The organism is Arthrobacter sp. NPDC056493, assembly GCF_042795115.1.
Classification (GTDB): domain Bacteria; phylum Actinomycetota; class Actinomycetes; order Actinomycetales; family Micrococcaceae; genus Arthrobacter.
In genome coordinates this window covers 23,623-47,455 of record NZ_JBHTSL010000042.1, presented here as the reverse complement: position 1 = coordinate 47,455, position 23,833 = coordinate 23,623, and the positions used below count along the sequence as shown (strand labels likewise).

The 23,833-nt window shown below is 67.9% G+C and carries 18 protein-coding genes and 1 pseudogene; 9 read left to right on the top strand and 10 right to left on the bottom strand.

Annotation, left to right across the window (positions count from 1 at the left end):
- Positions 1-1,713, top strand: a pseudogene (locus ACFQ50_RS16545) (pyruvate dehydrogenase (acetyl-transferring), homodimeric type); the annotation flags it as partial.
- A gap of 73 nt (positions 1,714-1,786) precedes the next feature.
- On the opposite strand, the gene ACFQ50_RS16540 reads toward ACFQ50_RS16545, so the two are convergent.
- Entirely contained in the window at positions 1,787-1,972 is a 186-nt protein-coding gene (locus ACFQ50_RS16540; protein WP_377993398.1) for a YegP family protein, read from the bottom strand.
- 142 nt (positions 1,973-2,114) lie between these two features.
- Between ACFQ50_RS16540 and nboR the strand changes: the two genes are divergently transcribed.
- Complete coding sequence (gene nboR / locus ACFQ50_RS16535; protein WP_377996735.1) at positions 2,115-2,735, top strand: nicotine blue oxidoreductase; 621 nt, start codon at positions 2,115-2,117, stop codon at positions 2,733-2,735.
- Between the two features lie 24 nt (positions 2,736-2,759).
- Here the strand turns inward: nboR and ACFQ50_RS16530 are convergent, their stop codons facing one another.
- The 7 genes from ACFQ50_RS16530 to ACFQ50_RS16500 form a co-directional block, all read right to left on the bottom strand.
- Positions 2,760-3,410 carry a uracil-DNA glycosylase gene (locus ACFQ50_RS16530; RefSeq protein WP_377996734.1) on the bottom strand — a complete coding sequence of 217 codons (651 nt, stop codon included), beginning with the start codon at positions 3,408-3,410 and terminating at the stop codon, positions 2,760-2,762.
- The gene (locus ACFQ50_RS16525; RefSeq protein ID WP_377996733.1) at positions 3,410-4,390 is read right to left on the bottom strand and encodes an aldo/keto reductase; all 981 of its coding nucleotides are present in this window, start codon (positions 4,388-4,390) and stop codon (positions 3,410-3,412) included. The genes ACFQ50_RS16530 and ACFQ50_RS16525 overlap by 1 nt, the downstream gene beginning before the upstream one ends.
- A gap of 57 nt (positions 4,391-4,447) precedes the next feature.
- Positions 4,448-7,318, bottom strand: a complete 2,871-nt coding sequence (locus ACFQ50_RS16520) for a molybdopterin-dependent oxidoreductase (protein ID WP_377996732.1) — start codon at positions 7,316-7,318, stop codon at positions 4,448-4,450.
- Between the two features lie 2 nt (positions 7,319-7,320).
- Entirely contained in the window at positions 7,321-8,241 is a 921-nt protein-coding gene (locus ACFQ50_RS16515) for an FAD binding domain-containing protein (RefSeq protein ID WP_377996731.1), read from the bottom strand.
- Entirely contained in the window at positions 8,232-9,620 is a 1,389-nt protein-coding gene (locus tag ACFQ50_RS16510; RefSeq protein WP_377996730.1) for an XdhC family protein, read from the bottom strand. The genes ACFQ50_RS16515 and ACFQ50_RS16510 overlap by 10 nt, the downstream gene beginning before the upstream one ends.
- A gap of 177 nt (positions 9,621-9,797) precedes the next feature.
- On the bottom strand, positions 9,798-11,354 hold the full coding sequence (locus ACFQ50_RS16505) for an NCS2 family permease (protein ID WP_377996736.1): 1,557 nt from the start codon (positions 11,352-11,354) through the stop codon (positions 9,798-9,800).
- A 15-nt stretch (positions 11,355-11,369) separates the two neighbouring features.
- Positions 11,370-11,864 carry a nucleoside deaminase gene (locus ACFQ50_RS16500; RefSeq protein ID WP_377996729.1) on the bottom strand — a complete coding sequence of 165 codons (495 nt, stop codon included), beginning with the start codon at positions 11,862-11,864 and terminating at the stop codon, positions 11,370-11,372.
- A gap of 434 nt (positions 11,865-12,298) precedes the next feature.
- On the opposite strand from ACFQ50_RS16500, the gene ACFQ50_RS16495 reads away from it, so the two are divergent.
- A complete protein-coding gene (locus ACFQ50_RS16495; protein WP_377996728.1) occupies positions 12,299-13,693 on the top strand; it encodes an 8-oxoguanine deaminase in 1,395 nt (464 codons plus the stop codon).
- A gap of 101 nt (positions 13,694-13,794) precedes the next feature.
- On the top strand, positions 13,795-15,033 hold the full coding sequence (gene ligD / locus ACFQ50_RS16490) for a non-homologous end-joining DNA ligase (protein ID WP_377996727.1): 1,239 nt from the start codon (positions 13,795-13,797) through the stop codon (positions 15,031-15,033).
- 97 nt (positions 15,034-15,130) lie between these two features.
- Here the strand turns inward: ligD and ACFQ50_RS16485 are convergent, their stop codons facing one another.
- Positions 15,131-15,304, bottom strand: a complete 174-nt coding sequence (locus tag ACFQ50_RS16485; protein WP_377996726.1) for a hypothetical protein — start codon at positions 15,302-15,304, stop codon at positions 15,131-15,133.
- A gap of 377 nt (positions 15,305-15,681) precedes the next feature.
- Between ACFQ50_RS16485 and pucL the strand changes: the two genes are divergently transcribed.
- Both pucL and ACFQ50_RS16475 read left to right on the top strand, forming a co-directional pair.
- Positions 15,682-16,590, top strand: a complete 909-nt coding sequence (gene pucL / locus ACFQ50_RS16480) for a factor-independent urate hydroxylase (RefSeq protein WP_377996725.1) — start codon at positions 15,682-15,684, stop codon at positions 16,588-16,590.
- Between the two features lie 256 nt (positions 16,591-16,846).
- Positions 16,847-18,328, top strand: coding sequence for a nucleobase:cation symporter-2 family protein (locus ACFQ50_RS16475; RefSeq protein ID WP_377996724.1), 1,482 nt, complete (start codon positions 16,847-16,849; stop codon positions 18,326-18,328).
- Between the two features lie 172 nt (positions 18,329-18,500).
- Here the strand turns inward: ACFQ50_RS16475 and ACFQ50_RS16470 are convergent, their stop codons facing one another.
- Positions 18,501-19,256, bottom strand: a complete 756-nt coding sequence (locus tag ACFQ50_RS16470; RefSeq protein WP_377996723.1) for an IclR family transcriptional regulator — start codon at positions 19,254-19,256, stop codon at positions 18,501-18,503.
- Between the two features lie 212 nt (positions 19,257-19,468).
- On the opposite strand from ACFQ50_RS16470, the gene ACFQ50_RS16465 reads away from it, so the two are divergent.
- Genes ACFQ50_RS16465 through ACFQ50_RS16455 form a run of 3 tightly spaced genes read left to right on the top strand, consistent with a single transcriptional unit; the run spans position 19,469 to position 23,826 of the window.
- Positions 19,469-20,926, top strand: coding sequence for an NAD-dependent malic enzyme (locus ACFQ50_RS16465; protein WP_377996722.1), 1,458 nt, complete (start codon positions 19,469-19,471; stop codon positions 20,924-20,926).
- 23 nt (positions 20,927-20,949) lie between these two features.
- On the top strand, positions 20,950-22,548 hold the full coding sequence (gene aceB / locus ACFQ50_RS16460) for a malate synthase A (protein ID WP_377996721.1): 1,599 nt from the start codon (positions 20,950-20,952) through the stop codon (positions 22,546-22,548).
- Positions 22,549-22,551: 3 nt separating this feature from the next.
- Positions 22,552-23,826: a DUF6986 family protein gene (locus ACFQ50_RS16455; protein WP_377996720.1), complete on the top strand. Its 1,275-nt coding sequence runs from the start codon at positions 22,552-22,554 to the stop codon at positions 23,824-23,826.
- Positions 23,827-23,833 lie beyond the last annotated feature (7 nt).

The window sequence follows — 23,833 nt, the reverse complement described above, 5'->3', positions numbered from 1 at the left end:
CGCGAACACTTCTTCGGGAAAACCCCGCAGACCAAGGACCTCGTCGCGGACCTCTCCGACGACGAGATCTGGAACCTCAAGCGCGGCGGGCACGACTACCGCAAGGTCTACGCCGCGTACAAGGCCGCCACCGAATTCAAGGGCAAACCCACCGTGATCCTGGCCAAAACGGTCAAGGGCTACGGCCTCGGACCGCACTTCGAAGGCCGCAACGCCACCCACCAGATGAAAAAACTCACCCTCGACGACCTGAAGGAATTCAGGGATTACCTCCGGATTCCCATTTCCGACGCCCGGCTCGAAGAGGATCCCTACCGCCCGCCGTACTACCACCCCGGCCCGGACGCACCCGAGATTGCCTACCTCTTGGAGCGGCGGAAGGCTTTGGGCGGCTCCGTACCCGAACGCCGTCCCGGCCACGGTGCAGTGGAAATGCCGGACGCCAAAACGTTCGACGTCGCCAAGCGCGGTTCGGGCAAGCAGCAGGCAGCCACCACCATGGCCTTCGTCCGCCTGCTCAAGGACCTGCTCCGCGACAAGAAGTTCGGACACCGGATTGTCCCCATCGTGCCGGACGAATCGCGGACCTTCGGCATGGACGCGTTCTTCCCCACCGCCAAGATTTACAACCCGGGCGGCCAGAACTACCTGTCCGTGGACCGGGACCTGGTCCTGGCCTACAAGGAATCCGCCCAGGGCCAGCTGATCCACCCCGGCATCAACGAAGCCGGCGCCGTGGCAGCCTTCACCGCCGCCGGCACCGCCTACGCCACCCACGGCGTACCCCTGGTCCCGGTCTACGTGTTCTACTCCATGTTCGGCTTCCAGCGCACCGGCGACGCCTTCTGGGCCGCCGCCGACCAGATGACCCGCGGCTTCATCATCGGCGCCACCGCAGGACGGACCACCCTCACCGGCGAAGGCCTCCAGCACGCCGACGGCCACTCCCCCCTGCTGGCCTCCACCAACCCCGCCGTGGTCACCTACGACCCCGCCTACGGCTACGAAATGGGCCACATCGTCCGCGACGGCCTCGAACGCATGTACGGGCCAGCCTCCGACGGAGACAATGCCGACCGCAACCTGATGTACTACCTCACGGTCTACAACGAGCCGATCGTCCAGCCCGCCGAACCGGAAAACCTCGACGTCGAAGGTGTCCTCAAGGGCATCTACAAGCTTGCGGCCGCCAGCACCGAAGGCCCCAAGAGCCAGATCCTCGCCTCCGGCGTCTCCGTCCCCTGGGCCCTCGAAGCCCAGCGGATCCTCGCCGAAGACTGGGGCGTCTCCGCCGATGTCTGGTCCGTCACCTCCTGGAACGAACTGCGCCGCGACGGCCTCGCCGCCGAAGAGGAAGCCTTCCTCAACCCCGGCAAGGACGCCCGCCAGCCGTTCGTCACCAAACAGCTCGAAGGCGCCCAGGGCCCCGTCGTGGCCGTGTCGGACTACATGAAGGCCGTCCCGGACCAGATCCGGCAGTTCATCCCGAACGAGTTCGCCACCCTCGGCGCCGACGGCTTCGGCTTCTCCGACACCCGCGCCGCCGCCCGCCGGTTCTTCAAAAACGACATCCACTCCATCGTCGTCAAAACCCTCCAATTGCTGGCGGCGAGGGGCGAAGTGCAGGAGGGCGCGCCGTCGTACGCCATGGACCGCTACAAGCTCCTGGACGTCACGGCGGGAACAACAGGAGGAGCCGGCGGCGACGCCTGAGCACCGGAGCACAAAAAACGACGGCGGCCCGCACCTGATGGTGGGGGCCGCCGTCGTGGTTTTTTGGGTTAGGTCAGGGACGCCGGCGGTCGACGACGAAGCCTGTGGCTGCACTCTCCCTGACTGCCGTGATTCCGGCGGTGACTGCCTTGATGTTGGAAAAGCTGGGCGAAACCGCAACCACGGTCCCGTCGTCAGCTGTCAGCCTGAACCGGTACTGTCCTGCGCCCGCCGTCTCGATTACGAATGATCCTGCCATATACGCTCCTTCCGCCAGCTGCACCGTTGCAGCTGCCATTACGACCCCCAATTGCCAACACGACATATCCGAGGTTAGCCGCCATTCACTGGACGAACCACCCCTACTACCGGGTAGCCTTTGCGCCCCTAAGGTGGTGACCATGGTTTCCCTACTTCCGTCCACCACGGGCGTCCTGCTGGCGGCGGGCGCAGGCACCCGCCTGGGCCACGGCCCGAAGGCGCTGCTTCCGTTCCGGGGACGAACCCTCGTGGAGGTACTGGCGGACATACTGCTCGACGGCGGCTGCAGGGAAGTTGTGGTGGTGCTCGGCGCGGGGGCCGGGGACGTCCGCGGCCGGACTGACCTCGCCCGGCACACCGTGGTGGAGAACCCGGGGTGGGCCGGCGGAATGGGCAGTTCGTTCCGGGCGGGGCTGGACCGTGCGCGCCAGGAAGACCATGTGCTGGTGGCGCTCGTGGACCAGCCCGGGCTGACGGCGGAAACCGTCACCCGGCTGCTGCGGGCGCACCGGCCGGGCCGGGTGACGGCCGCCGCTTACCGGGACGCCACCGGGAAGCTCCGGCGCGGCCATCCGCTGCTGCTCGACGCCACGCTGCGCGCGGAAGCAGCGGCGTCGGCGGGTGGCGACGCCGGTGCCAGGCTCTTCCTGCAGGCCAACCCGCAGCTGATCGACCTGGTGGACTGCACTCTGCCACCCGGTTCAGGCCAGTCCGGCGGCGAAGACCTCGACACCCCGGACCAACTGCACCTGCTGGACTAGTTCGGCGGCGGGCGCGGCCGGCACCTACTGAACCATCCCCGCCGCGAGAAGCTCCTGCAGCCCATGTTTGAAGCGGGCCCGCCCGCCGTGGGCCGGGTGCCTGATTTTCGGCACGTCCAGGCCACTGCGGCGGAGGCTGGTGTGCGCCACGTTCCCCACGGCTACCACGGTTTCGATGGGAAAGATCCCGCTGAGGGCCTGCCAGAACGGGGTGCCCAGCACCGCTTCCGCGCGCGTTGGCGTGCGGTTGGACAAAGGCTGTCCCGGCACATGGGTATGCCACGGGCAGGCGCTCCACAGCAACGGGAGGAAGCCGAGCTCGGCCAGGACCTCCCACATCACCGTGGCCGTCGGCTCGGCAGCGACACCGGCGGCCTCCGGCGGCAGCACATACCCCGCCCCGGAACCGAACAGACCGAAGGGGTTGGCAGCCCCCTGGAACATGGTGCGGTTGGTGAAGGGAACGCCGGTAATACGCATGCCCCGGAAGCCGGGCGCCTCCCCCACGAGCAGCACCTTCGGTTCCCGCTCCAGCATGTCGCCGAGATAGGCGGCCAGGTTCTGCCGGCGCAGGGCGTTGGCGGGAACCGAGTGGTCGAAGAAGTTGTTGCATCCTGGAGGCGTTTCCACGGCGGCGAGACGGTCAATGAAGTCTTCGATCGACGGTGAGGTCATTACCAGCGCGGGTGGACAGCCTCGCGGAAGTAGTGGTCGTAGATCCAGCGGACGCCTTCGTCGAATTCCGGCGTGAGCACCGTGCCGGCTGCGGCGGCGTTGGCCCTGGCCTGCTCCACGGAACGGGCACCGGGAATGACCGACGTGACACCGTCCTGCGCGGCGACCCACGCGATGGCAGCCTGCGCGGTTCCCGAGCCTTCGGGCACCAGCTGTTCGAACTCAGCCACGGCCTTGAGCCCCAGCTCGAAGTCCACCCCGGAGAACGTCTCACCGACATCAAAGGCGTCCCCGGCACGGTTGTAGTTGCGGTGGTCGTCTTCGGCGAAGACGGTCGCCTTGGTGTACTTCCCGGACAGCAGCCCGGAGGCGAGCGGAACCCGGGCGATGATGCCCACCCCGGCGCTCTTCGCAGCGGGGAGCACCTCCTCCAGCGGCTTGAGCCGGAAGGCGTTCAGGATGAGCTGCACTGACGCTGTGCCCCCGTGCAGAAGGGCTTCGAGGGCTTCATCCGTTCGCTCGACGCTGACGCCGTAGTTCCGGATGGCACCCTCGGCCACCAGGGTATCCAGGGCGTCGTACACCTCGGCCCGGCTGTACACGGCGGTGGGCGGGCAGTGCAGCTGGACCAGGTCCAAAGTTTCGGTCTGCAGGTTGCGGCGGGACCGGTCCACCCACTCGCGGAAGTTGGCAAGGTTGTAGTTTTCCGGACGCTGCTCCAGCCTGCGGCCCATCTTCGTGGCCACCGTGATGCCCGTGCCCGGGTTCTCGGCGAGGAAAGCCCCGATGGCCTGCTCGCTGCGGCCGTCCCCGTAGACGTCCGCAGTGTCGAAGAAGGTTACGCCGGCCTCCGCGGAGGCGGCGAGGATGGCCTGGGCCTGCGCCGGGTCAACGTTGCCCCAGTCCGCGCCGAGCTGCCAGGTTCCCAGTCCAACGACGGAAACGTTCCGTCCGGTCTTGCCTAAGATGCGCTGTTCCATCCCCCGACTATATGTTGCCAACCCCACGCGGGGTCACTTCACGCCCTCCGTCGCGGTTCACGGGGCGAAAAGTGACTCCGCATTGCCTGGACCTGCAGGAACGCTGTCGGGAACAAGTCCCGCCTCCTTCAGGCCCAGGTAGATCTTGTCCCGGGCGATCGGCAGCTCCGCGAATCGCACGCCGGTGGCATTCCGGATGGCATTGGCCAGCGCGGGCGCCACGGGATTGAAGGGGCTTTCGCTCATGGACTTGGCACCCAGCGGACCCAGGGCGTCGTTGGTGCTGGCGAAGTACACCTCGCTGCGCGGCACGTCCGCGAAGGACGGGACGTGGTACTGCCGGAGGATGTCCGTGGTGACCCGGCCGGCGTCGTCCACCCGCACCTCCTCGTAGAGGGCGGCGCCCAGGGCCTGGGCAATCCCGCCCTCGATCTGGCCCCGGCACTGCCGCGGGTTCACCACCACACCGGCATCGGCTGCCTGCACGCTCTGCAGGATCCGCAGCTCACCGGTCCCGGTGTTCACGGCCACGCGGAAACCGTGGACGTTGAAGGCCACCGAACGCGGCGTTCCGCCCCAGCGCCCCTCGGCCTCAAGTTCGACGCCGGCCCGCCGGGAGGCGTCGAACAGTTCAGTAAGCGGCACCCTGGTTCCCTCACAGACGACGGCATCGCCGTCGAGCAGGCACCCGGAGGCCTGGATCTGCCGGACGCCGGCGGCGAAGGCCCGGATCCGGACGGCCAGTTCCTCGGCGGCGGCCAGCGTGGCCTTCCCGGCCACCACGGTGCCGGCCGAGCCGAAGGCACCGGTGTCGTGCTCGATCAGATCCGTGTCGGACTGCCGGACGGCGACCCGCGCGGCCACGGTGGACAGCGCCGTCGCCGCCAGCTGTGCGTGCACAGTGGTGGTGCCGTTGCCGAATTCGGCGGTTCCGACGTCGGCGGCGTACGTTCCGTCAGCCAGGAGCCGGAGCTTGGAATGGGCGAAGTGGCCCCGCGGCGGGACGGTGTCGATCATGGACAGCGCCGTGCCCTCACCGGTGACCCAGTCCGGTCCCAGGTCGTCGAGGCCGGCGGCCCGGTAGCGTTCGCGGCCCCGTTCCAGTGCGTCCTGCACCAGGCGGGTGCACTGGTCCAGCCCGTAGCTGCCGTAATGGACGTCCTCCTCCGGCTCGGAATGGGTGGAGAGCATGTCGTCGCCCTCGCGGACCATGTTGCGGCGGCGGAACTCCAGCGGGTCCATGCCGATGCCCGTGGCCAGTTCGTCGATGGCCGATTCGATGGCGAAGATCGTCTGGCTCAGCCCGTAGCCGCGGAATGCGCCGGACGGCACGGTGTTCGTGTAGGCCGCCACCGCGTCCACCTTCTTGTTGGCGCACTTGTAGACGGCCAGGGATTCGCCGCAGCCGTGGAACATGACACCCGGGGCGTGGTTGCCGTAGGCGCCGGTGTTGGTAACGACGTCCAGCTGCAGCGCCGTGAGCCTGCCGTCACTGCTGGCGCCCGCCTTGAGCTTGATGGTGAACGGGTGCCTGGTGGTGCTGGCGGTGAACTGCTCGGTCCGGGTGAACTCCAGCTGCACGGGGCGGCGCAGCTTTAGGGCCGCGAGCGCGGCGATGTCCTCCGTCAGCACCTCCTGCTTTCCGCCGAAGCCGCCGCCCACCCGGCCCGCCACCACGTGGACCTGGTCCTCCGGCAGCCCGAACACGCGGCAGAGCGTGCGGCGCACCAGGAACGGGACCTGGCTGGAGGTACGCACCTGCAGGCGGCCGTCGTCGTCGACGGAAGCGATGGAGGCGTGGGTTTCCAGCGCTACGTGCTGGACGCGCTGGGTCCGGTAGGTCTGTTCATGGATGAAGTCGGCGGCCGCGAATCCGTCGCCGGCGCTGCCGAGTTCGGAGTGCAGCTCGGCCACGATGTTCCGCTCCGGCCGGGCGATCCGGGCCGTGCCCGCGTCCTTGTCGCCGTGCAGGGCGGGGGCGCCCGGCAGGATCGCGTCCTGCGGGCTGAACACCGCGGGCAGTTCCTCGTACTCAACGCGGACAGCGCGGACGCCCGCTTCCGCGGCGGCCACCGATTCGGCGACGACGGCGGCCACCCGCTGGCCCCGGAACCTCACCACGGTGTCCAGCAGCCGGGTGTCGTCGGGATCGTCGGTGTAGAGCTCGTGCTGGGCGCTGGAGTACAACTGCTCGGGGGCGTCCTCTGCGGTGAGCACGGCCACGACTCCCGGCACCTCCATCGCCGCCGCGGTGTCGACGGACAGGACCCGGGCGTGGGCATGCGGCGAACGTACGAGCTTCATATGCAGCAGGCCGGGCAGCGCCTCGGCCGGGACGTCCAGCGTGTAGCGTGCCTGCCCCGTGACCACCGCGCGGCTGGCGGGCGCCGGAACGTCGTCACCCAGCCGGCCGGGCTCCGGGGCGGGCTGCCCCTCGCCGGCAACTCCCGAGCCGGGGCCTTCCGGAGCCGGGTGGCCCTCGTGGCCGCAGACCGCATCCGCGATGGCCCGGTACCCGGTGCAGCGGCACAGGTTGCCCTTCAGGTTGCGGGGCAGGTTTTCCTTCTGGGCGTCGTCGAACGTGGCCGCCGTCATCACCATGCCCGCGGTGCAGAAGCCGCACTGGAAGCCCTGGCGGTCCAGGAACTGCTGCTGCACCGGGTGCAGGTCAGCTCCGTCGCCCGTGGCGGCCGGCCGCGTGGCTGCGAGGCCCTCGATCGTGGTGACCGCGTGGCCTTCGGCGCGCACGGCCGGGTAGATGCAGCTGTGCACCGGCGTGCCGTCCACGTGCACGGTGCACGCGCCGCAGTCGCCGCCGTCGCAGCCCTTCTTCACGCCGAAGTTGCCCTGCTCCCGGAGGAACGTGCGCAGGCACTGGCCGGGCCGCGGCTGCGCCTGCACCGGTGCGCCGTTGATTTCCATGGCCATGCTCAGGCCCCTCTCTGCGTGTGCTGTGTCTTTTGCGGCGGCTGCGGCGGCCAGAAATCACCGGAAACCCGTGCCAGCGCTCCGACCGGCAGGCTGAGTTCCGCCCGGATTTCCTCGGCCAGGCGGTGCGTCATGTCACGGCGCCAGTCGGGCAGCCCGTGGATATCGTCGTGGTACAGGCCCGCCGGGATGGCGGTTTCAAGTTCACCGGCCAGCTCCGGCGCGTCGGGCAGCGATGCGAAACGCAGCTGCACGGGCCGTTTGGTGGCGGCGGTGACGGTCAGCGTGAACCGGCCGCCGCCGTCGAGCCTTCCGATCAGCAGCACCCCCGACCTGCCGAGGTTGCTCAGCGAGAGGCGGCGGAACGCCGCCCGGGAGGACAGGGCCGACGCCGGCAGGCTGATGCTGCGGAGCAGCTCGCCGGGTGCCAGGGCGTTTTGCCCGTCCCCGGTAATGAAGTCGGCCACCGGCACCTCCCGGCCGGACCCACCAGGGCCGAGGATGGTGGCCGTGCCGTCCAGTCCGGCGCACAGCGAGATCATGGGGCCGGCGGGCAGGGATGTGCACAGGTTGCCGCCCACGGTGGACATGTTCCAGACCTTGAAGGACGCAACGAAGGAGTCGCAGCAGGGCCGGATCAGATCCAGGCCGCGCCAGTCCGTGCCGTCTTCCGCCAGCTTCTCCGGGAGCGCGTACAGCTCGGCGACGGTGCAGGTGGCGGCGAGCTCGATGCCGTCCGCTGTCACGGTCACGGGCTGCCAGCCGGCAGAGCCGAGATCCAGCAGGCGCCGCAGCGGCTCGGGCCCGAAGGCCGTGCTGCCGTAGGAAAAGAGGACGGTGCCGCCCGCGAGCCAGGCGTCGCCGTCGCGCCAGTCGGCGGGGTCGGTGGTGCGGACCACCGCCTCGATGGTGTTCATGTCCATGCGGTCTCCTGGGATGCCTGTTCTTTACTAAATGCCGGGGAAGTGCCGGCTGCCTTTGTGCCGGCGTTCCCGCCGGCGGGAAGGGTATGAATGGGTCCGGCGCCGTCCCGCAATGGAGTGCAGGCGGCGGCACCGGTGCGGGCCGCGATCAGCTCCGCGGTGATGGAAACCGCCACTTCTGCCGGTGTGACGGCGCCAAGATCCAGGCCGATCGGCGAATGCAGCCGGGCCAGCCGTTCCGGTGCCACGCCGGCCTCGAGGAGCCCGTCGATGCGCTGCCGGTGGCTGCGGCGCGAGCCCAGGGCGCCGACGAACGCAACGTCCAGCTCCAAGGCTTGCTGCAGCAGCGGAATGTCGAACTTGGGGTCATGCGTGAGGACGCAGATGACCGTGCGGGAGTCGGTCCTGCCCGCGGCGGCTTCCGTGGCGAGATACCGGTGCGGCCAGTCGGTGGCCACCTCGTCCGCAGCGGCGAAACGCTCCTGCGCCGAGAACGCGGGCCGGGCATCGCACAGCGTGACGCGGTAGCCAAGCAGCTTCGCGGCCGGAACCACCGCCGCGCCAAAGTCGTTGGCGCCGAACACCAGCAGCCGGGCCGGCGGCAGACGGCTCTCCACCAGCAGGGTCACGGGCTCCGGCCACGTCACCGCGCCCTCGGTACCGTGGGCGCCCCGCTCCGGAATGCCGTTGCATCCCTGCGGCGGCGCCAGCCGGACCAGCCCCGTCCTGCCGCCCCGCAGCAGCGGTTCGAGCTGGGCCGCCGCCGCCAGGAGCGCTTCCCGCCTGCCGTCAGAGTCCAGATCCAGAGCCTCCAGCCCCAGCAGTGCCGCGAGGTCGGCCGATCCCGCAACCTCAAAGGTGCCCGGGTCCGTAACCACGACGACGGAAGCCGGCTGTGAGGCCACAACACCCCGGGTTCCGGCAGCCCCCAATGCGCTGCCGGTCGCCGCCCCGCCCGTCACGGCTCTGCGCGTCACGCCGTCGATGCGCCGGATCAGCGCCAGTGGCCGTTCCGGGTCCCCGGCGGCGAACTTCCGGAGGGCCCCAAGCCCGGCGGCACTGCCGTCCAGCGGCTGGATATGGACCTCCAGCTCACCGCCGCAGGTGAGCCCGACGGCGAACGCGTCCTCGGGACTGAAACCGAACGCCTCAAGGCGGGTGCCGCCGTCGGCCATCACCTCCAGCGCCGAGGCAACCACGGCCCCTTCAACACAGCCGCCGGAGAGGCTGCCGAGGATCTCCCCCGATTCGGACACCAGCATGGAGGTTCCGGGCGGGCGCGGCACGGAGCCGCTGGCGGTGATGATGGTGGCGACGGCGCACCGTTCCCCGGACGCCGCCGGGCGCCAGCCGGCCAGAGAAGGCATCAGATCCAGCATGGCAGCACTCCCTCTTCCCGTGCGATGGTGCCCATATTCTCGTTCCTATCGTTGATGGTGGAAAGCGTACGACGCCGGCCTGGCCGAGCGACGCGCAAACGGTCCGGGGATGCGCGGATTCCCGTGTCCTCCGGCCGTTTGCGCGTCGCGGGGCAGTTTCCGCGTCCTGGCCGGGTCCTACGCCCCGAGCAGTGTGCTGACCGGACCCCGCGCGAAGTAGATCACGAAGCCCACCGTGACCACCCACATCAGCGGGTGGATCTTCTTCGCCTTGCCGGAGGCTGCGCCGATCACCGCCCAGGACACGAAGCCCACGCCGATCCCGTTGGCGATCGAGTAGCTCAGCGGCATGGTGACGATGGTCAGGAAGGCCGGCAGCGCCACCGCGAACTTGGTGAACTTGATCTCGCGGATCTGCGCCATCATCATCGCGCCCACCACCACCAGGGCGGCGGCAGCCACCTCGAGCGGCACCACGCTGGTGAGCGGGGTGAGGAACATGGAGCCCAGGAACAGCGCGCCGGTGACCACCGAGGCCAGGCCGGTGCGCGCTCCCTCACCGATTCCCGCGGCCGAGTCGATGTACACGGTGTTGGAGGAACCGGACGTGGCGCCGCCCACCACCGCGCCCACGCCTTCGACGATGAAGGCGGACTTGAGCCGGGGGAAGGTGCCGTCCTTGTGCGCCACGCCGGCGCTCTTCGCGAGCCCGGTCATGGTGCCCATGGCGTCGAAGAAGTTGGTGAACACGAGCGTGAACACCAGCATCGTCGCGGCCAGGGCGCCGATCCGGCCGAAGGCGCCGAACAGGTCGAACTGGCCCACCAGGCCGAGGTCCGGTGCGGAGACCAGGTGGCCGGACAGCACCGGCGTGTTCAGGTGCCAGCCGCCGGGGTTGGTTTCGCTGGCCGGTCCGATGTGCAGGAATGCCTCGACGACGGCGGCGAGCGCCGTGGTGGCCACGATGCCGATGAGCAGTCCGCCCTGGACTTTCCGTGCCACCAGGATGCCCATGACCAGCAGGCCCACGATGAACACCATGGTGGGGATGGAGGTGATGGAGCCGTTGTCGCCGAGCTGGACCGGCGGCCCGCCGGCGGTGGCCTTGACGAAGCCCGAGTCCACGAAGCCAATGAAGGCGATGAACAGGCCGATGCCCACGGTGATGGCGGCCTTGAGTTCCTTCGGCACGGCCCGGAAGATGGCGGTCCGCGCGCCGGTGACGCCGAACAGGACGATCAGGATTCCGTTGATGACCACCAGGCCCATGGCTTCGGCCCAGGTGACCTCGTGAATAACCGCCACCGCGAGGAAGGAGTTGATGCCCAGTCCCGCTGCCAGGCCAAACGGCAGGTTGGCGATCAGGCCGAACGCGATGGTCATGACGCCGGCGGTCAGCCCGGTGACCGCGCCGACCTGCGCGGCTGAAAGCCAGCCGCCGGCGACGTCCGTCGGTGCGTTGTCCGCGCTGAATCCGCCGAGGATCAGCGGATTCAGGATGACGATGTAGGCCATCGTGAAAAACGTGACCAGTCCGCCGCGCACCTCACGGGCCACGGTGGAACCGCGCCGGGTGATGTGAAAGAAGCGGTCAAGGAAAGAGTTCGACGCCGGGGGCCTGGGCCCGCTGCCCCGCTGCGTTTTGCCGGTCTGCGGGCTCTGTTCGAGTGCCGCTGTCTGCCCTGCGCCCAGAAGCGCAGCCTGCTTTTCAGCGGTATTGTCCAGGATTGTCATCTCAGCCACCGGGCCCTAGTAGTCAATCCTGGAGTCGAGCGTGTTCCAGGTGTTGAACGGTTCCAGGATGGCCGGGGCGTCGGGGTGGCCCAGCTCGAGCTTGGAGACCGGCATCAGGGCGTGCCGGTCCTCGTTGTCGAAGTACTCGTAGAAGACGGCGTCGTCGAAGCCGACGGAGGCGGCGTCGTGCCGGTCCGCGGCGAAGACCACACGGTCGATGCGGGCCCACAGCGCCGAGGCCAGGCACATGGGGCATGGCTCGCAGCTGCTGTAGAGGGTGGCTCCGCGGAGGTCGAAGGTGCCAAGACCGCTGCAGGCGCGGCGAATGGCCGTGACCTCGGCGTGGGCGGTGGGATCGTTGTCGGCGGTGACCCTGTTGACGCCGTCGAACGCCTGACCGTCGGCGGTGACGATCACGGCGCCGAACGGGCCGCCGCTGTTAAGGACGTTGGCGGTTGCCAACTGGATGGACCTGGCCAGGTATGCCTCGGCCGTGACGGTGGTACTCATGATGCGACTCCCTTTGCTGTGGAAGCCGGTACCCCGCGGACGGAACGGAAGGACCAAGTGCGACGGTTACCAGGCTTCAGCATGTGCTTTTGAAGGTTAAGTTGCGCCTGGTAGATAGCTTCCCGGAGTCCGGGTGCCCGCCTTTGGCAGAATCGAGATTAGCACCGGAATGTGGCCCGCGCCATAGTTTTCTGGAAATTTAATTTCGCAATGTGAAATGCGTGTTACCGGTGGCTCACGTCCGGCGTCCACCGCTGCCGGTCACAATCCGCCTCCCTTGACCGCCCTCCCGCGCCCGCCCTACGCTGGTGCCGACTCGCCGCCCGGTCGTTCATGTCACCGGTCGTGCATGTTATAGGGCAGCGTGTCCCCTGGATCAGCAGACAGGACCACTGAGCTGGAAAGTATCAGCACGCTCAGACAAGGACCACCTCATGACCCAGCCCCACAACCTTCCGTCATCATCAACGGCGCCGGCCGGCGAGTCCCGGCTCTGGATCCGCAACCCGCTGGCCGCCTTCACAGCCAACAGCCTCGACGCCTCGGGCGGCCTGGTGGTCAGCGGCGGCACGATCGTGGAGGTACTTGGCGCCGGCCAAACGCCCTCCGCACCCTGCGCACAGACTTTCGACGCCGGCAACCACGTGGTGCTGCCCGGCCTGATCAACACGCATCACCACTTCTACCAAACACTCACCCGCGCCTGGGGTCCGGTGGCCAACGCTCCCCTGTTCCCGTGGCTGCAGAACCTTTACCCGGTCTGGGCCAGGCTCACGCCGCGGGATCTTGAACTCGCAGCCACCGTGGCCCTCGCCGAACTGCTGCTCTCCGGCTGCACCACCGCCGCCGACCACCACTACCTTTTCCCCGCGGGGATGGAGAACGCGGTCGACGTCGAAATCGGCGCCGTCCGGCGCCTCGGCATGCGGGCCACGCTGACCCGCGGCTCCATGACTTTGGGAGAGGACGACGGCGGCCTGCCGCCGCAGTCGACGGTGCAGGCACCGGATGTGGTGCTGGCCGACAGCGAACGGCTGATCCGCGAATACCACGAGCGCGGCGATGGCGCCGTGATCCAGATTGCGCTGGCGCCCTGCTCGCCGTTTTCCGTCACCAAGGAGATCATGGCCGAAAGCGCAGCCGTGGCGGACCGGCACGATGTCCGGCTGCACACGCACCTCGCGGAGACTCTCGACGAGGAGCAGTTCTGCCTCGAGACATTCGGCCTGCGCACCGTTGACTACCTGGACAGCGTGGGCTGGCTGACGGACAGGACCTGGCTGGGCCACGGCATCCATTTCAGCGACGCAGAAATTGCCCGGCTGGGAGCGGCGGGAACCGCCGTCGCCCACTGCCCGACGTCGAACATGCGCCTCGCATCCGGCACCGCCCGCGTGCTCGAGCTGGAGGAAGCGGGAGTGCCCGTGGGGCTGGGAGTGGACGGATCGGCGTCGAACGATGCCTCCAACATGATTCTCGAGGCGCGGCAGGCGCTGTACCTGCAGCGCCTGCGCTACGGCGCTCACGTGCCGGTGGAGCGGGCGCTGGGCTGGGCCACTCGCGGGTCGGCGGCGGTGCTGGGACGGCCGGACCTGGGCCAACTGGCGCCCGGCCTGCAGGCGGACCTGGCCCTGTTCCGGCTGGACGGCCTGCGGTTCTCGGGCAGCCACGATCCGCTCGCCGCGCTGCTGCTGTGCGCCGCCGACCGCGCGGACCGCGTGATGGTGGGCGGCCAGTGGCGCGTGGTGGACGGGCAGATTCCGGGACTGGACGTGGCCGGCCTGGTGGCGGAGCATTCGGCGGCGGCGCGGCGGCTCGTGAACGGCTGACGCCCCGCCGTTTCGATGGTTCCCTGCGCAGACGACGTTCCGCGATGTCGAGTGCGCACGGAACCATCGAAACGGGGCCGGTCAACTGCTAGCGTGGCGGCATGACTCCGTCGAAGACGCCGGCCGAGATCCTGGACATTGCCGGCACCGAGGTCCGCATCTCGAGCCCGGACAAGGTGGTGTTTCCGGAGCCCGGGCTCACGAAGCTCGACCTGGTGCGGTACTACCTGGCGGTCGCGGACGGCGCGCTGCGGGGTGCCGGCGGCCGGCCGATGGTGCTCAAGCGCTTCCCGAAGGGTATCGACGCGGAGCCGTTTTTCCAGAAGCGCGTGCCGGATAACCACCCCGAGTTCATCGACACGACCACGCTGCACTACGCGTCGGGGACGTCGGCGGAGGAGGCGGTCATCCGGGATGCGGCGGGCCTGGCATGGGTGGTGAACCTTGGGTGCCTGGACCTCAACCCGCATCCGGTGCGCGCCGAGGACCTCGAGCACCCGGACGAACTCCGTGTGGACCTGGATCCGATGCCGGGGGTCGACTGGTCGCAGATCGTTGACGTCGCCTATGTCGCGCAGGAGGTGCTCGACGACGTGGGGCTCGTCGGGTGGCCGAAGACGAGCGGCTCTCGGGGGCTCCACATTCTGGTGCGCATCGCCCCGCAGTGGCAGTACCGAGATGTGCGGCTCGCTGCCGAGACGCTGGCACGGGAGGTCGAAAACCGTGCCCCCGGCCTCGCCACTGCGCGGTGGTGGAAGGAGGAGCGCGGCGAGAGCGTGTTCGTCGACTTCAACCAGAACGCGAAGGACCGCACCGTGGCCTCGGCATACTCAGTGCGGCCCTTGCCCGACGCCCGGGTCTCGACGCCGCTCACCTGGGACGAGGTCCGCTTCATCCGGCCGGAACAGTTCACGGTGCTCACAGTGCCGGAGCGGTTCGCCGAGGCGGGTGACCCTCATGCCGGGATCGACGACGCCGCCGGCTCACTCGAGGGGCTGCTCGTCCTGGCCGCCGAACTCGGCCCTGCTGAGAAGGCGCCGCGCGCCGGCAACGGATCCGGCCGCCGCCAGTCGGTGATGCCACTCATTGAGGTGGCCCGCACCAGAACCAAACCCGAGGCACTCGCCGCACTCGACGAGTGGAAGTCCCGGCATGCGGACGTCGTCCCTGCGCTGCACCCGGCCGATATGCTGGTCGACGGCATGCGGGGGTCGAGCTCGCTTTGGTACCGGGTGCGGGTGAATTTGCAGCATGTCCCGGACGCGGAGCGTCCACCGCAGGAGGAGCTTATTGCCGACTACGACCCGTGGGCAGGCAGGGAGTGGCCGGGAACTGCCTGAGGACGCAGAAACTGTCCGGCGACACGGAAATGGTCCGGGGACACCCGAATGTGGGTGTCGCCGGACCATTTGCGCGTCCTGCGGCGAATAATGCGTCTTACGCCCTCCGGCCGAAGACCGGGAGCGCCCGCAGCCAGCGCGACAGGCCGCCGGAGCGCCGGTCGCAGTCGGCGGGGATGTAAAAGTCGGGATCCGTGGCGCCGAACGGCAGGTACAGCTCCTGGCCGGGTGCCGGGAATTCCGCGACGTTGTTCTTATCCTGCGAGTCCATCTGTTCCTCCTCGTTTCTTGCGCTGATCCGCTCAGTAGTTTCGCAAAGCGGAAAATAGTTTTTGATATGTGAAATCTTACGGATGAGCCCCGCGCCGCGTCAAGACCTCCGCAGCCCCGCCACCCGCCGTCGTTGGTCACAATCCGTTTTTTGAATTTGTGATGTACACCACCGGAATGCTGCGCTACGCTTTAAGGCAATTCGTGGCGCACGTCACGTAACCTGGGAGCAGCAGGCAGGGTCGTAATGAGCTGGCATCACAACTGATGTCGGCTCATTTTTTGTTTTGGGTCGACGCCACAGGAAACGCGTGGGAAACACGCACTTAATTTCTATGTGGGACTTTCGTTCCACATACCGGAAGTTGGGAACAGACCATGAGCAACAAGATCGTCCTCGGCCACAACCAGTACGGCAAGGCCGAAGTCCGCGTCGTCAAGATCACCCGCGACACCGACCGCCATGAGATCGAGGACCTGAACGTCACCTCGCAGCTCCGCGGGGACTTCGAAGCCGCCCACCTCGAGGGCGACAACGCCCACGTGGTGGCCACCGACACCCAGAAGAACACCATCTACGCCTTCGCCCGCGAAGGGGTCGGCTCCCCGGAGGCTTTCCTGCTGCGCCTCGGGGAGCACTTCACCTCCAGCTTCGAGTGGGTCACCGGCGGCCGCTGGGAAGCCGAGTCCTACGCCTGGGAGCGCATCCAGGCGCACGGCAGCGCGCACGATCACTCCTTTGTCCGCAAGGGCCAGGAAGTCCGCACCGCCGTCCTGGTCCGCGACGGCGCAGCCACCCACCTGATCTCCGGACTCAAGGACCTGACCGTCCTGAAGTCCACGCAGTCCGGTTTCGTGGGCTACCCGAAGGACAAGTACACCACCCTGCCGGAGACCACGGACCGCATCCTCGCGACCGATGTCTCGGCCCGCTGGCGCTTCAAGTCCGGCACGGACTTCAGCTCGCTGGACTTCAACAAGAGCTATGAGGACGTCAAGGGCCTCCTGCTTGAAGGATTCACCGAGAAGTACTCCCACGCCCTCCAGCAGACCCTGTTCGACATGGGCGCAAAGGTGCTGGAAGCGCACAGCGAGATCGAGGAAATCAAGTTCTCGATGCCCAACAAGCACCACTTCCTCGTGGACCTCTCGCCGTTCGGGCTCGACAACCCCAACGAGGTCTTCTACGCGGCCGACCGCCCGTACGGACTCATTGAGGCCACCGTCCTGCGCGACGACGCCGAAGCAGCCGACGCCGCCTGGTCGGGTATCGCCGGCTTCTGCTAAACCCCAGCCGATAAGGCCCGGCCGGCCCGCGGACGCCACCGCCCGCGGGCCCGCCGGCACCCACAACAGCACCACCACAGAGTTTTTGTCCATGTATCGCGACTTAAACGTCCCTAAGCCCCCAATAAGTGGACAAAAACTCCAAGCCCCGGGGGTCAACAACCGGCCCCGGCCCGAGGCGTCTACAAGACCCAAATTGTTAGCCAGACATTGTTAGCCAGACGAAGGCGTCTGCCATGAACCAAGAAAGTCTGCCATGAACATCACCAAGAAAAGCCGCCCAGCGGCAACCCGCCCGGAAGATCAGCGCCTCTCCCTCGGCAGCACTTTCGCCTACGGATTCCAGCACGTCCTCACCATGTATGGCGGCATCATCGCCCCGCCCCTGATCATCGGCGCCGCGGCCGGCATGTCGTCGCAGGACATCGGCCTCCTGATCGCCGCCTGCCTCTTCGTCGGCGGCCTCGCCACCATCCTCCAGACCGTCGGCATCCGCTTCTTCGGCTCCCAACTCCCGCTTGTCCAGGGCGTCTCCTTCGCCGGCGTCTCCACGATGGTGGCGATTGTCCACGGCGGCGGCGGAATCCAGGCGGTCTTCGGCTCGGTGATCGCGGCATCCCTGATCGGCCTGCTCATCACTCCGCTGTTCTCAAAGATCATCAAGTTCTTCCCGCCGGTTGTCACGGGCACGGTGATCACCACCATCGGCCTCACGCTGATGCCGGTGGCCGCCAACTGGGCCATGGGCGGCAACAAGGCGGCCCCCAATTACGGCAGCATGGCCAACATCGGACTGGCGGCCGCCACCATGGCCATCGTCCTGCTGCTGAGCAAGGTGGGCAACGCCGCCATCTCCCGGCTGTCCATCCTGCTCGCGATGGTCCTTGGGACCGGCATCGCCTTCGCCTTCGGCATGGCTGACTTCTCCAAGGTGGGCACCGGCGAGATCGTCGCGTTCCCCACTCCGTTCGCCTTCGGACCGCCCACGTTTGAGATCGCTGCGATCATCTCCATGCTGATCGTCATCCTGGTGACGCTCACCGAGACCTCCGCCGACATCATTGCCGTGGGCGAGATCGTGGGCACCAAGGTCGACTCCAAGCGGATCGGCGACGGCCTGCGGGCTGACATGCTCTCAAGCGCCATCTCGCCGCTGTTCAACTCATTCACCCAGAGTGCCTTTGCCCAGAACGTGGGCCTTGTGGCCATCACGGGCGTCAAGAGCCGCTTCGTCGTCAGCGCCGGCGGCCTCATCCTCGTCATCCTCGGCCTGCTTCCGGTCCTTGGCCGGGTGGTGGCGGCGGTGCCGACGCCCGTCCTGGGCGGTGCCGGCGTCGTACTCTTTGGAACTGTTGCCGCCAGCGGCATCCGGACACTCTCCAAGGTGGAATACCGCAACAACATGAACCTGATCATCGTGGCCGCGTCCATCGGCTTCGGCATGATCCCGATCGCGGCACCGGCGTTCTACGACCAGTTCCCGTCCTGGTTCAGCACCATCTTCCACTCCGGCATCAGCTCGGCAGCGGTCATGGCCATCCTGCTGAACCTGCTCTTCAACCACCTCAAGGCCGGCAACTCTGAGAACCAGTCCGTGTTCGTGGCCGGCACCGGGCGGGTCGTCAAGGAGGAGGAACTGAAATGCCTGGCCGACGGCGACCGCTTCGAAGGCGGGAAGCTGATCGACTGCGACGGCAAGGAAGTCCCCATCCAGGCGGCATCCAACTCGGACCACTAAGGACCCAGCAAGCGCGAGCGAACACTTAAGGCCCCGTTTCTGCAGAGAAACGGGGCCACAAGTGTACGTTCGCGCTCCAACCAACCGAGTGCGAACTGGCAGCTAATGACCCCAAACGTGACTTTTGAGGTCATTAGCTGCCAGTTCGCGCCAAGAGAACGACGGCGGGAAGTCAGTTTTGGTTGAGCTCGTCCGAGATGGCCTGGGCTGCTTGGCGGAGGAGCGGGACGGCGCGGTCGGCGAAGGCCTGGTCCACACGGGAGACGGGCCCGGAGACGGAGATGGCGGTGGGCGTGGGCGCGTTGGGCACGGCCATCGCGAAGCAGCGCACGCCGAGCTCCTGCTCCTCCTCGTCGATCGAGTAGCCGCGTTCCCGGATCCGGTTCAGGTCTGCGATCAGGGAGTCGAAGTCGCCGATGCTCTTGGCCGTGGGTGTGGGCATGCCGGTGCGGGTCACGATGCCGCGCACCACCTCGTCGTCGAGCTGCGCCAGGATGGCCTTGCCCACGCCGGTGTCGTGGGTGTGGGCGCGGCGGCCAACTTCGGTGAACATGCGCATCGAGTGCAGCGAGGGCACCTGGGCCACGTAGATGACCATGTCCGAGTCCAGCACGGCCATGTTGGAGGTCTCCCCCAGCCGGTCCACGAGAGACTTCAGCTGCGGCCGGGCCAGGGCACCGAGCTGCTTGTTGGCGCCTTCACCCAGGCGGATCAGCCGCGGGCCGAGGGCGTAGCGGCGGTTGGGCAGCTGGCGGATGTACCCCAGCGCCACGAGCGTGCGCAGCAGCCGGTGGATCGTGGGCAGGGGCAGGTCAGTGGAGGAGGAGAGCTCGCTGAGCGTCACGTCGCCGCCGGCGTCGGTGATCAGTTCCAAAAGTTCAAAGACGCGCTCAACTGACTGCACGCCTCCGGAGGCCTTCTCAGCCATGTAGCACTCTCCTGTTGCCTCGAATACGACAACTCTTATCCGCATCGTGAAAAAAGTTGCTTAGACAGCCAAAGATACAGCACAGCGCCGGGCCGCGTCGATGAAAGCAACAAGGGCTTGTATTTCCATAAAGTAGATAATAATATCCATAATACGAAAACATTCAGCCGAAGAGCCCACCCCTGCGATGGGCCCAATCAGGAGGACATTCAATGGCGAACCCGAGCCCCGGAAACTCAATCACCCTGCGCGTGGAGGCCCCGTCGAGCTTCAGTGCCACCAGCGAACTCGCGGCAGCCGTCGGTGCGGCCGGAGCGGCGATCACCGCGCTGGACGTCACCGAGTCCCACCACGAGACGCTGGTTGTCGACGTCACCTGCAACACCACCGACGACGACCACGCCAACCGCGTGAAGGACGCGCTCAACGCGCTCGACGGCGTCACCGTTCGCAACGTCTCGGACCGCACCTTCCTGATGCACCTCGGCGGCAAGCTTGAGGTCGTCCCGAAGGTGGCGCTGCGCAACCGCGACGACCTCTCCCGCGCCTACACGCCCGGCGTCGCCCGCGTCTGCCTTGCCATCGCCGAAAACCCCGACGCCGCCCGGAACCTGACGGTCAAGCGCAACACCATCGCCGTCCTTACCGACGGTTCAGCCGTCCTGGGCCTCGGCAACATCGGCCCCGCAGCTGCCCTGCCCGTCATGGAAGGCAAGGCGGCCCTGTTCAAGCAGTTCGCCAACGTGGACGCCTGGCCGGTCTGCCTGGACACCCAGGACACCGAGGAAATCATCATGATCGCCAAGGCATTGGCCCCCGTGTACGGCGGCATTAACCTTGAGGACATCGCGGCCCCGCGCTGCTTCGAAATCGAAAACCGGCTCCGCGAGGAACTGGACATCCCGGTCTTCCACGACGACCAGCACGGCACCGCCATCGTAACGCTGGCCGCCCTGGTCAACGCCCTGCGCGTCGTGGGCAAGAAGCTCGCGGACGTCCGGATCGTGGTCTCCGGCGTCGGCGCCGCGGGCTCAGCGATCATCCAGCTCCTCAAGGCCCAGGGCGCGCAGCACATCATCGCCGCCGGCCGCTCCGGCGCCATCCACTCGGGTGAGCAGTACGACGACGAGCACCGTTCCTGGATTGCCGCGAACACCAACGAAGAAGGCTTCTCCGGCACGCTGCACGAGGCCCTCAACGGCGCCGACGTGTTCATCGGCGTCAGCGCCCCGCACGTCATCGGCGAGGAACAGGTCGCCTCGATGGCCAAGGACGCCATCGTCTTCGCCATGGCCAACCCCACGCCGGAAATCGACCCGACGGTGGCCTCCAAGCACGCCGCCGTCGTGGCCACCGGCCGCAGCGACTTCCCGAACCAGATCAACAACGTCCTGGCCTTCCCCGGCTTCTTCCGCGGGCTGCTGGACGCCGGGGCATCGGACATCACACCGGAGATGCTGGTGGCCGCTGCCGAGGCGATCGCCAACCGGGTTGCTGACGACGAGCTGAATGCGAGCTACATTATCCCCAGCGTCTTCGATCCCCACGTGGCCGCCGACGTCGCCACTGCGGTCGCAAACGCAGCCCATGCGGCAGCGGGGGTCCGGACCGCACACGCAGCACCCGCCGCTGTTGCCGCGACCGCGGACGCAGCTCTCGCCAACGCCTGAATCAGCCCTGGAAAGGACCCACAATGGCTATCACAGTCACAGACCCCCGGCCGATCGAGCGTGCGGAGGAAATTCTCACCCCGAAGGCCCTCGCGTTCGTGGAGGAGCTCCACAAGCGCTTCGCCGGCCGGCGCGGCGAGCTGCTCACGGCCCGCAAGGCCAAGCGTGAGCAGGTGGCCCGGACCGGCAACCTGGATTTCCTGCCGGAAACCAAGAACGTGCGCGACGGCGACTGGAAGGTTGCGCCGGCACCGGCGGCCCTGCAGGACCGCCGGGTTGAGATGACCGGCCCGGCATCGCCGGCCAAGATGGCCATCAACGCACTGAACTCCGGCGCCAAGGTGTGGCTCGCCGACCTCGAGGACGCCAGCACGCCCACGTGGGGCAACGTCATCGACGCGATCCTCAACCTCCGCGATGCCGCCACCGGGACGCTGGCCTACACCTCCCCAGAGGGCAAGGAATACCGGCTCCGCACCGACGCGCCGCTGGCCGTCGTGGTGGCCCGGCCCCGCGGCTGGCACATGGAAGAGCGGCACCTGCTGCTCGACGGCGAACCTGCCGTCGGCGCCCTGGTGGACTTTGGCCTGCACTTTTTCCACATCGCCAAGCAGCTGGTGCTCAACGGCCACGGCCCGTACTACTACCTGCCGAAGATGGAGAGCCATCTCGAGGCACGGCTGTGGAACGACGTGTTCGTCTATGCCCAGGACTTCCTCGGCCTCGGCCAGGGCACCATCCGCGCCACCGTCCTGATCGAAACCATCCCGGCAGCGTTCGAGATGGACGAGATCCTCTACGAACTGCGGGACCACGCCTCCGGCCTGAACGCCGGCCGCTGGGACTACCTGTTCAGCATCATCAAGTACTTCCGCGACGCCGGTGCCAGCTTCGTGCTGCCGGACCGCGCCACCGTGGCCATGACGGCACCCTTCATGCGGGCCTACACGGAACTGCTCGTGAAGACCTGCCACCACCGCGGTGCCTTCGCCATGGGCGGCATGGCCGCGGTCATCCCCAACCGGCGTGAACCAGAGGTCACCGCGCAGGCCTTCGAGAAGGTCCGCGCGGACAAGACCCGCGAGGCGAACGACGGCTTCGACGGCTCGTGGGTGGCGCACCCGGACCTGGTGCCCGTCTGCCAGGAGGTGTTCGACTCCGTGCTCGGGGCCAAGCCGAATCAGCTGGACAAGCAGCGCCCCGAGGTTTCGGTCACGGCCGGCCAGCTGCTGGACATCGCCTCCGCGGAAGGCCAGGTCACGGAGGCCGGCCTGCGCCTGAACCTCTATGTCGCCGTGGCCTACACCGCCGTCTGGATCTCCGGGAACGGCGCGGTGGCCATCCACAACCTGATGGAGGATGCCGCGACGGCGGAGATCTCCCGTTCGCAGGTCTGGCAGCAGATCCGCAACGAGGTGGTCCTCGCGGACACCGGCAACAAGGTCACCCGCGAGCTGGTCACCCGCATCCTTGCCGAGGAAACGGAGAAGCTGCGCGGCGAGGTGGGCGAGGAGGCGTTCGCGCGCTACTACCAGCCCGCCAGCGCCCTGATCGGCGACATCTGCCTCTCCGAGGACTACACGGACTTCCTCACCACCCCGGCCTACGAACTGGTGGGCTGAGGCATGGCGGTACCCGAAACCTCGCTGACCGCGGCGGACCTGGCCCGGATCGACGGGCAGTTGGCGGACACCGACCGGTTACTCGAGCAGAACTACCCGGGCGACGACGGCTCACGCCAGCCCGTCCACACCGTCTACGTCCCCGCGGACCGTTTCACGCCGTCGCTCGCCGCAGACTGGGGAACCCAGGCGCTGGCGACGGCGGCGGCCCACGGCGGGCCGGCCCGGCTCGGTTCGCTGCTGGGACAGGACGCCGAGCTCGCCGAGGCAGTCGCCTCCCGGGTGGAGACGAAGCTGGGCAGCGAGCCGATCGAGGACCTCCGGCTCGACTTCGAGGACGGGTTCGGAGACCGTGGCGACGACGCGGAGGACGCCGCCGCCGTTGCAGCGGCTGCCACCGTGGCCGCCGCAGTCTCGGCCGGCTCCGCGCCGCCGTTCATCGGGATCCGGTTCAAGTGCTTCGAGGCCGCCACCCGCGCCCGCGGGCTGCGCACCCTGGACCTGTTCGTCTCCGGCCTGGCCGCGGCGGGCGAACTCCCGGAGGGCCTGATTCTGACGCTGCCCAAGGTCACCACCGTGGCGCAGGTGCAGGCGATGGACTACGCGGTCTCGCGCCTTGAGGAGATCCACTCACTTCCGGCCGGCCGGCTCCGGTTCGAGGTGCAGGTGGAGACGCCGCAGCTCATCCTCGGCCCGGAGGGGACGTCCCCGGTGGCACGCCTGCCGCATGCCGTTCCCGGACGAATCAGCGGCCTGCACTACGGCACGTACGACTACTCCGCCTCCCTGCAGATCTCGGCGGAATACCAGTCCATGGAGCACCCGGTGGCCGACTTCGCCAAGGAGGTCATGCAACTGGCGGTAGCCGGGACCGGCATCAGGCTGTCGGACGGCTCCACCAACATCATCCCGGTGGGCGACAACGTGGAAAACGCATGGCAGCTGCACGGCCGCCTGGTGCGGCGGTCCCTGGAGCGCGGCTTCTACCAGGGCTGGGACCTGCACCCGGCCCAGCTGCCCAGCCGTTTCGCGGCAACGTATGCCTTCTACCGCCAGGGCCTGCCGGCTGCGGCGGCCCGGCTGCGGAACTATGTGGAGCAGACGGAGGGCGGTGTGATGGACGAACCGGCCACGGCCCGTGCGCTTGCCGCGTTCGTGCTGCGCGGCGTCCAGTGCGGCGCGGTGGGTGCCGACGAGGTGCTGGCGCTTGCCGGCGTCGCAATCCCAAAACTCACCGGGCTGGCCCACCCACGGCTGGCCCAGACCACTTCAAAGTAAGGATCCA

Bases quoted from the DNA above. Each gene is read 5' to 3' on its own strand.
- ACFQ50_RS16540 (WP_377993398.1), bottom strand. From the start codon at position 1,972: ATGGCAGGATCATTCGTAATCGAGACGGCGGGCGCAGGACAGTACCGG.
- nboR (WP_377996735.1), top strand. From the start codon at position 2,115: ATGGTTTCCCTACTTCCGTCCACCACGGGCGTCCTGCTGGCGGCGGGC.
- ACFQ50_RS16530 (WP_377996734.1), bottom strand. From the start codon at position 3,410: ATGACCTCACCGTCGATCGAAGACTTCATTGACCGTCTCGCCGCCGTG.
- ACFQ50_RS16525 (WP_377996733.1), bottom strand. From the start codon at position 4,390: ATGGAACAGCGCATCTTAGGCAAGACCGGACGGAACGTTTCCGTCGTT.
- ACFQ50_RS16520 (WP_377996732.1), bottom strand. From the start codon at position 7,318: ATGGCCATGGAAATCAACGGCGCACCGGTGCAGGCGCAGCCGCGGCCC.
- ACFQ50_RS16515 (WP_377996731.1), bottom strand. From the start codon at position 8,241: ATGGACATGAACACCATCGAGGCGGTGGTCCGCACCACCGACCCCGCC.
- ACFQ50_RS16510 (WP_377996730.1), bottom strand. From the start codon at position 9,620: ATGCTGGATCTGATGCCTTCTCTGGCCGGCTGGCGCCCGGCGGCGTCC.
- ACFQ50_RS16505 (WP_377996736.1), bottom strand. From the start codon at position 11,354: ATGACAATCCTGGACAATACCGCTGAAAAGCAGGCTGCGCTTCTGGGC.
- ACFQ50_RS16500 (WP_377996729.1), bottom strand. From the start codon at position 11,864: ATGAGTACCACCGTCACGGCCGAGGCATACCTGGCCAGGTCCATCCAG.
- ACFQ50_RS16495 (WP_377996728.1), top strand. From the start codon at position 12,299: ATGACCCAGCCCCACAACCTTCCGTCATCATCAACGGCGCCGGCCGGC.
- ligD (WP_377996727.1), top strand. From the start codon at position 13,795: ATGACTCCGTCGAAGACGCCGGCCGAGATCCTGGACATTGCCGGCACC.
- ACFQ50_RS16485 (WP_377996726.1), bottom strand. From the start codon at position 15,304: ATGGACTCGCAGGATAAGAACAACGTCGCGGAATTCCCGGCACCCGGC.
- pucL (WP_377996725.1), top strand. From the start codon at position 15,682: ATGAGCAACAAGATCGTCCTCGGCCACAACCAGTACGGCAAGGCCGAA.
- ACFQ50_RS16475 (WP_377996724.1), top strand. From the start codon at position 16,847: ATGAACATCACCAAGAAAAGCCGCCCAGCGGCAACCCGCCCGGAAGAT.
- ACFQ50_RS16470 (WP_377996723.1), bottom strand. From the start codon at position 19,256: ATGGCTGAGAAGGCCTCCGGAGGCGTGCAGTCAGTTGAGCGCGTCTTT.
- ACFQ50_RS16465 (WP_377996722.1), top strand. From the start codon at position 19,469: ATGGCGAACCCGAGCCCCGGAAACTCAATCACCCTGCGCGTGGAGGCC.
- aceB (WP_377996721.1), top strand. From the start codon at position 20,950: ATGGCTATCACAGTCACAGACCCCCGGCCGATCGAGCGTGCGGAGGAA.
- ACFQ50_RS16455 (WP_377996720.1), top strand. From the start codon at position 22,552: ATGGCGGTACCCGAAACCTCGCTGACCGCGGCGGACCTGGCCCGGATC.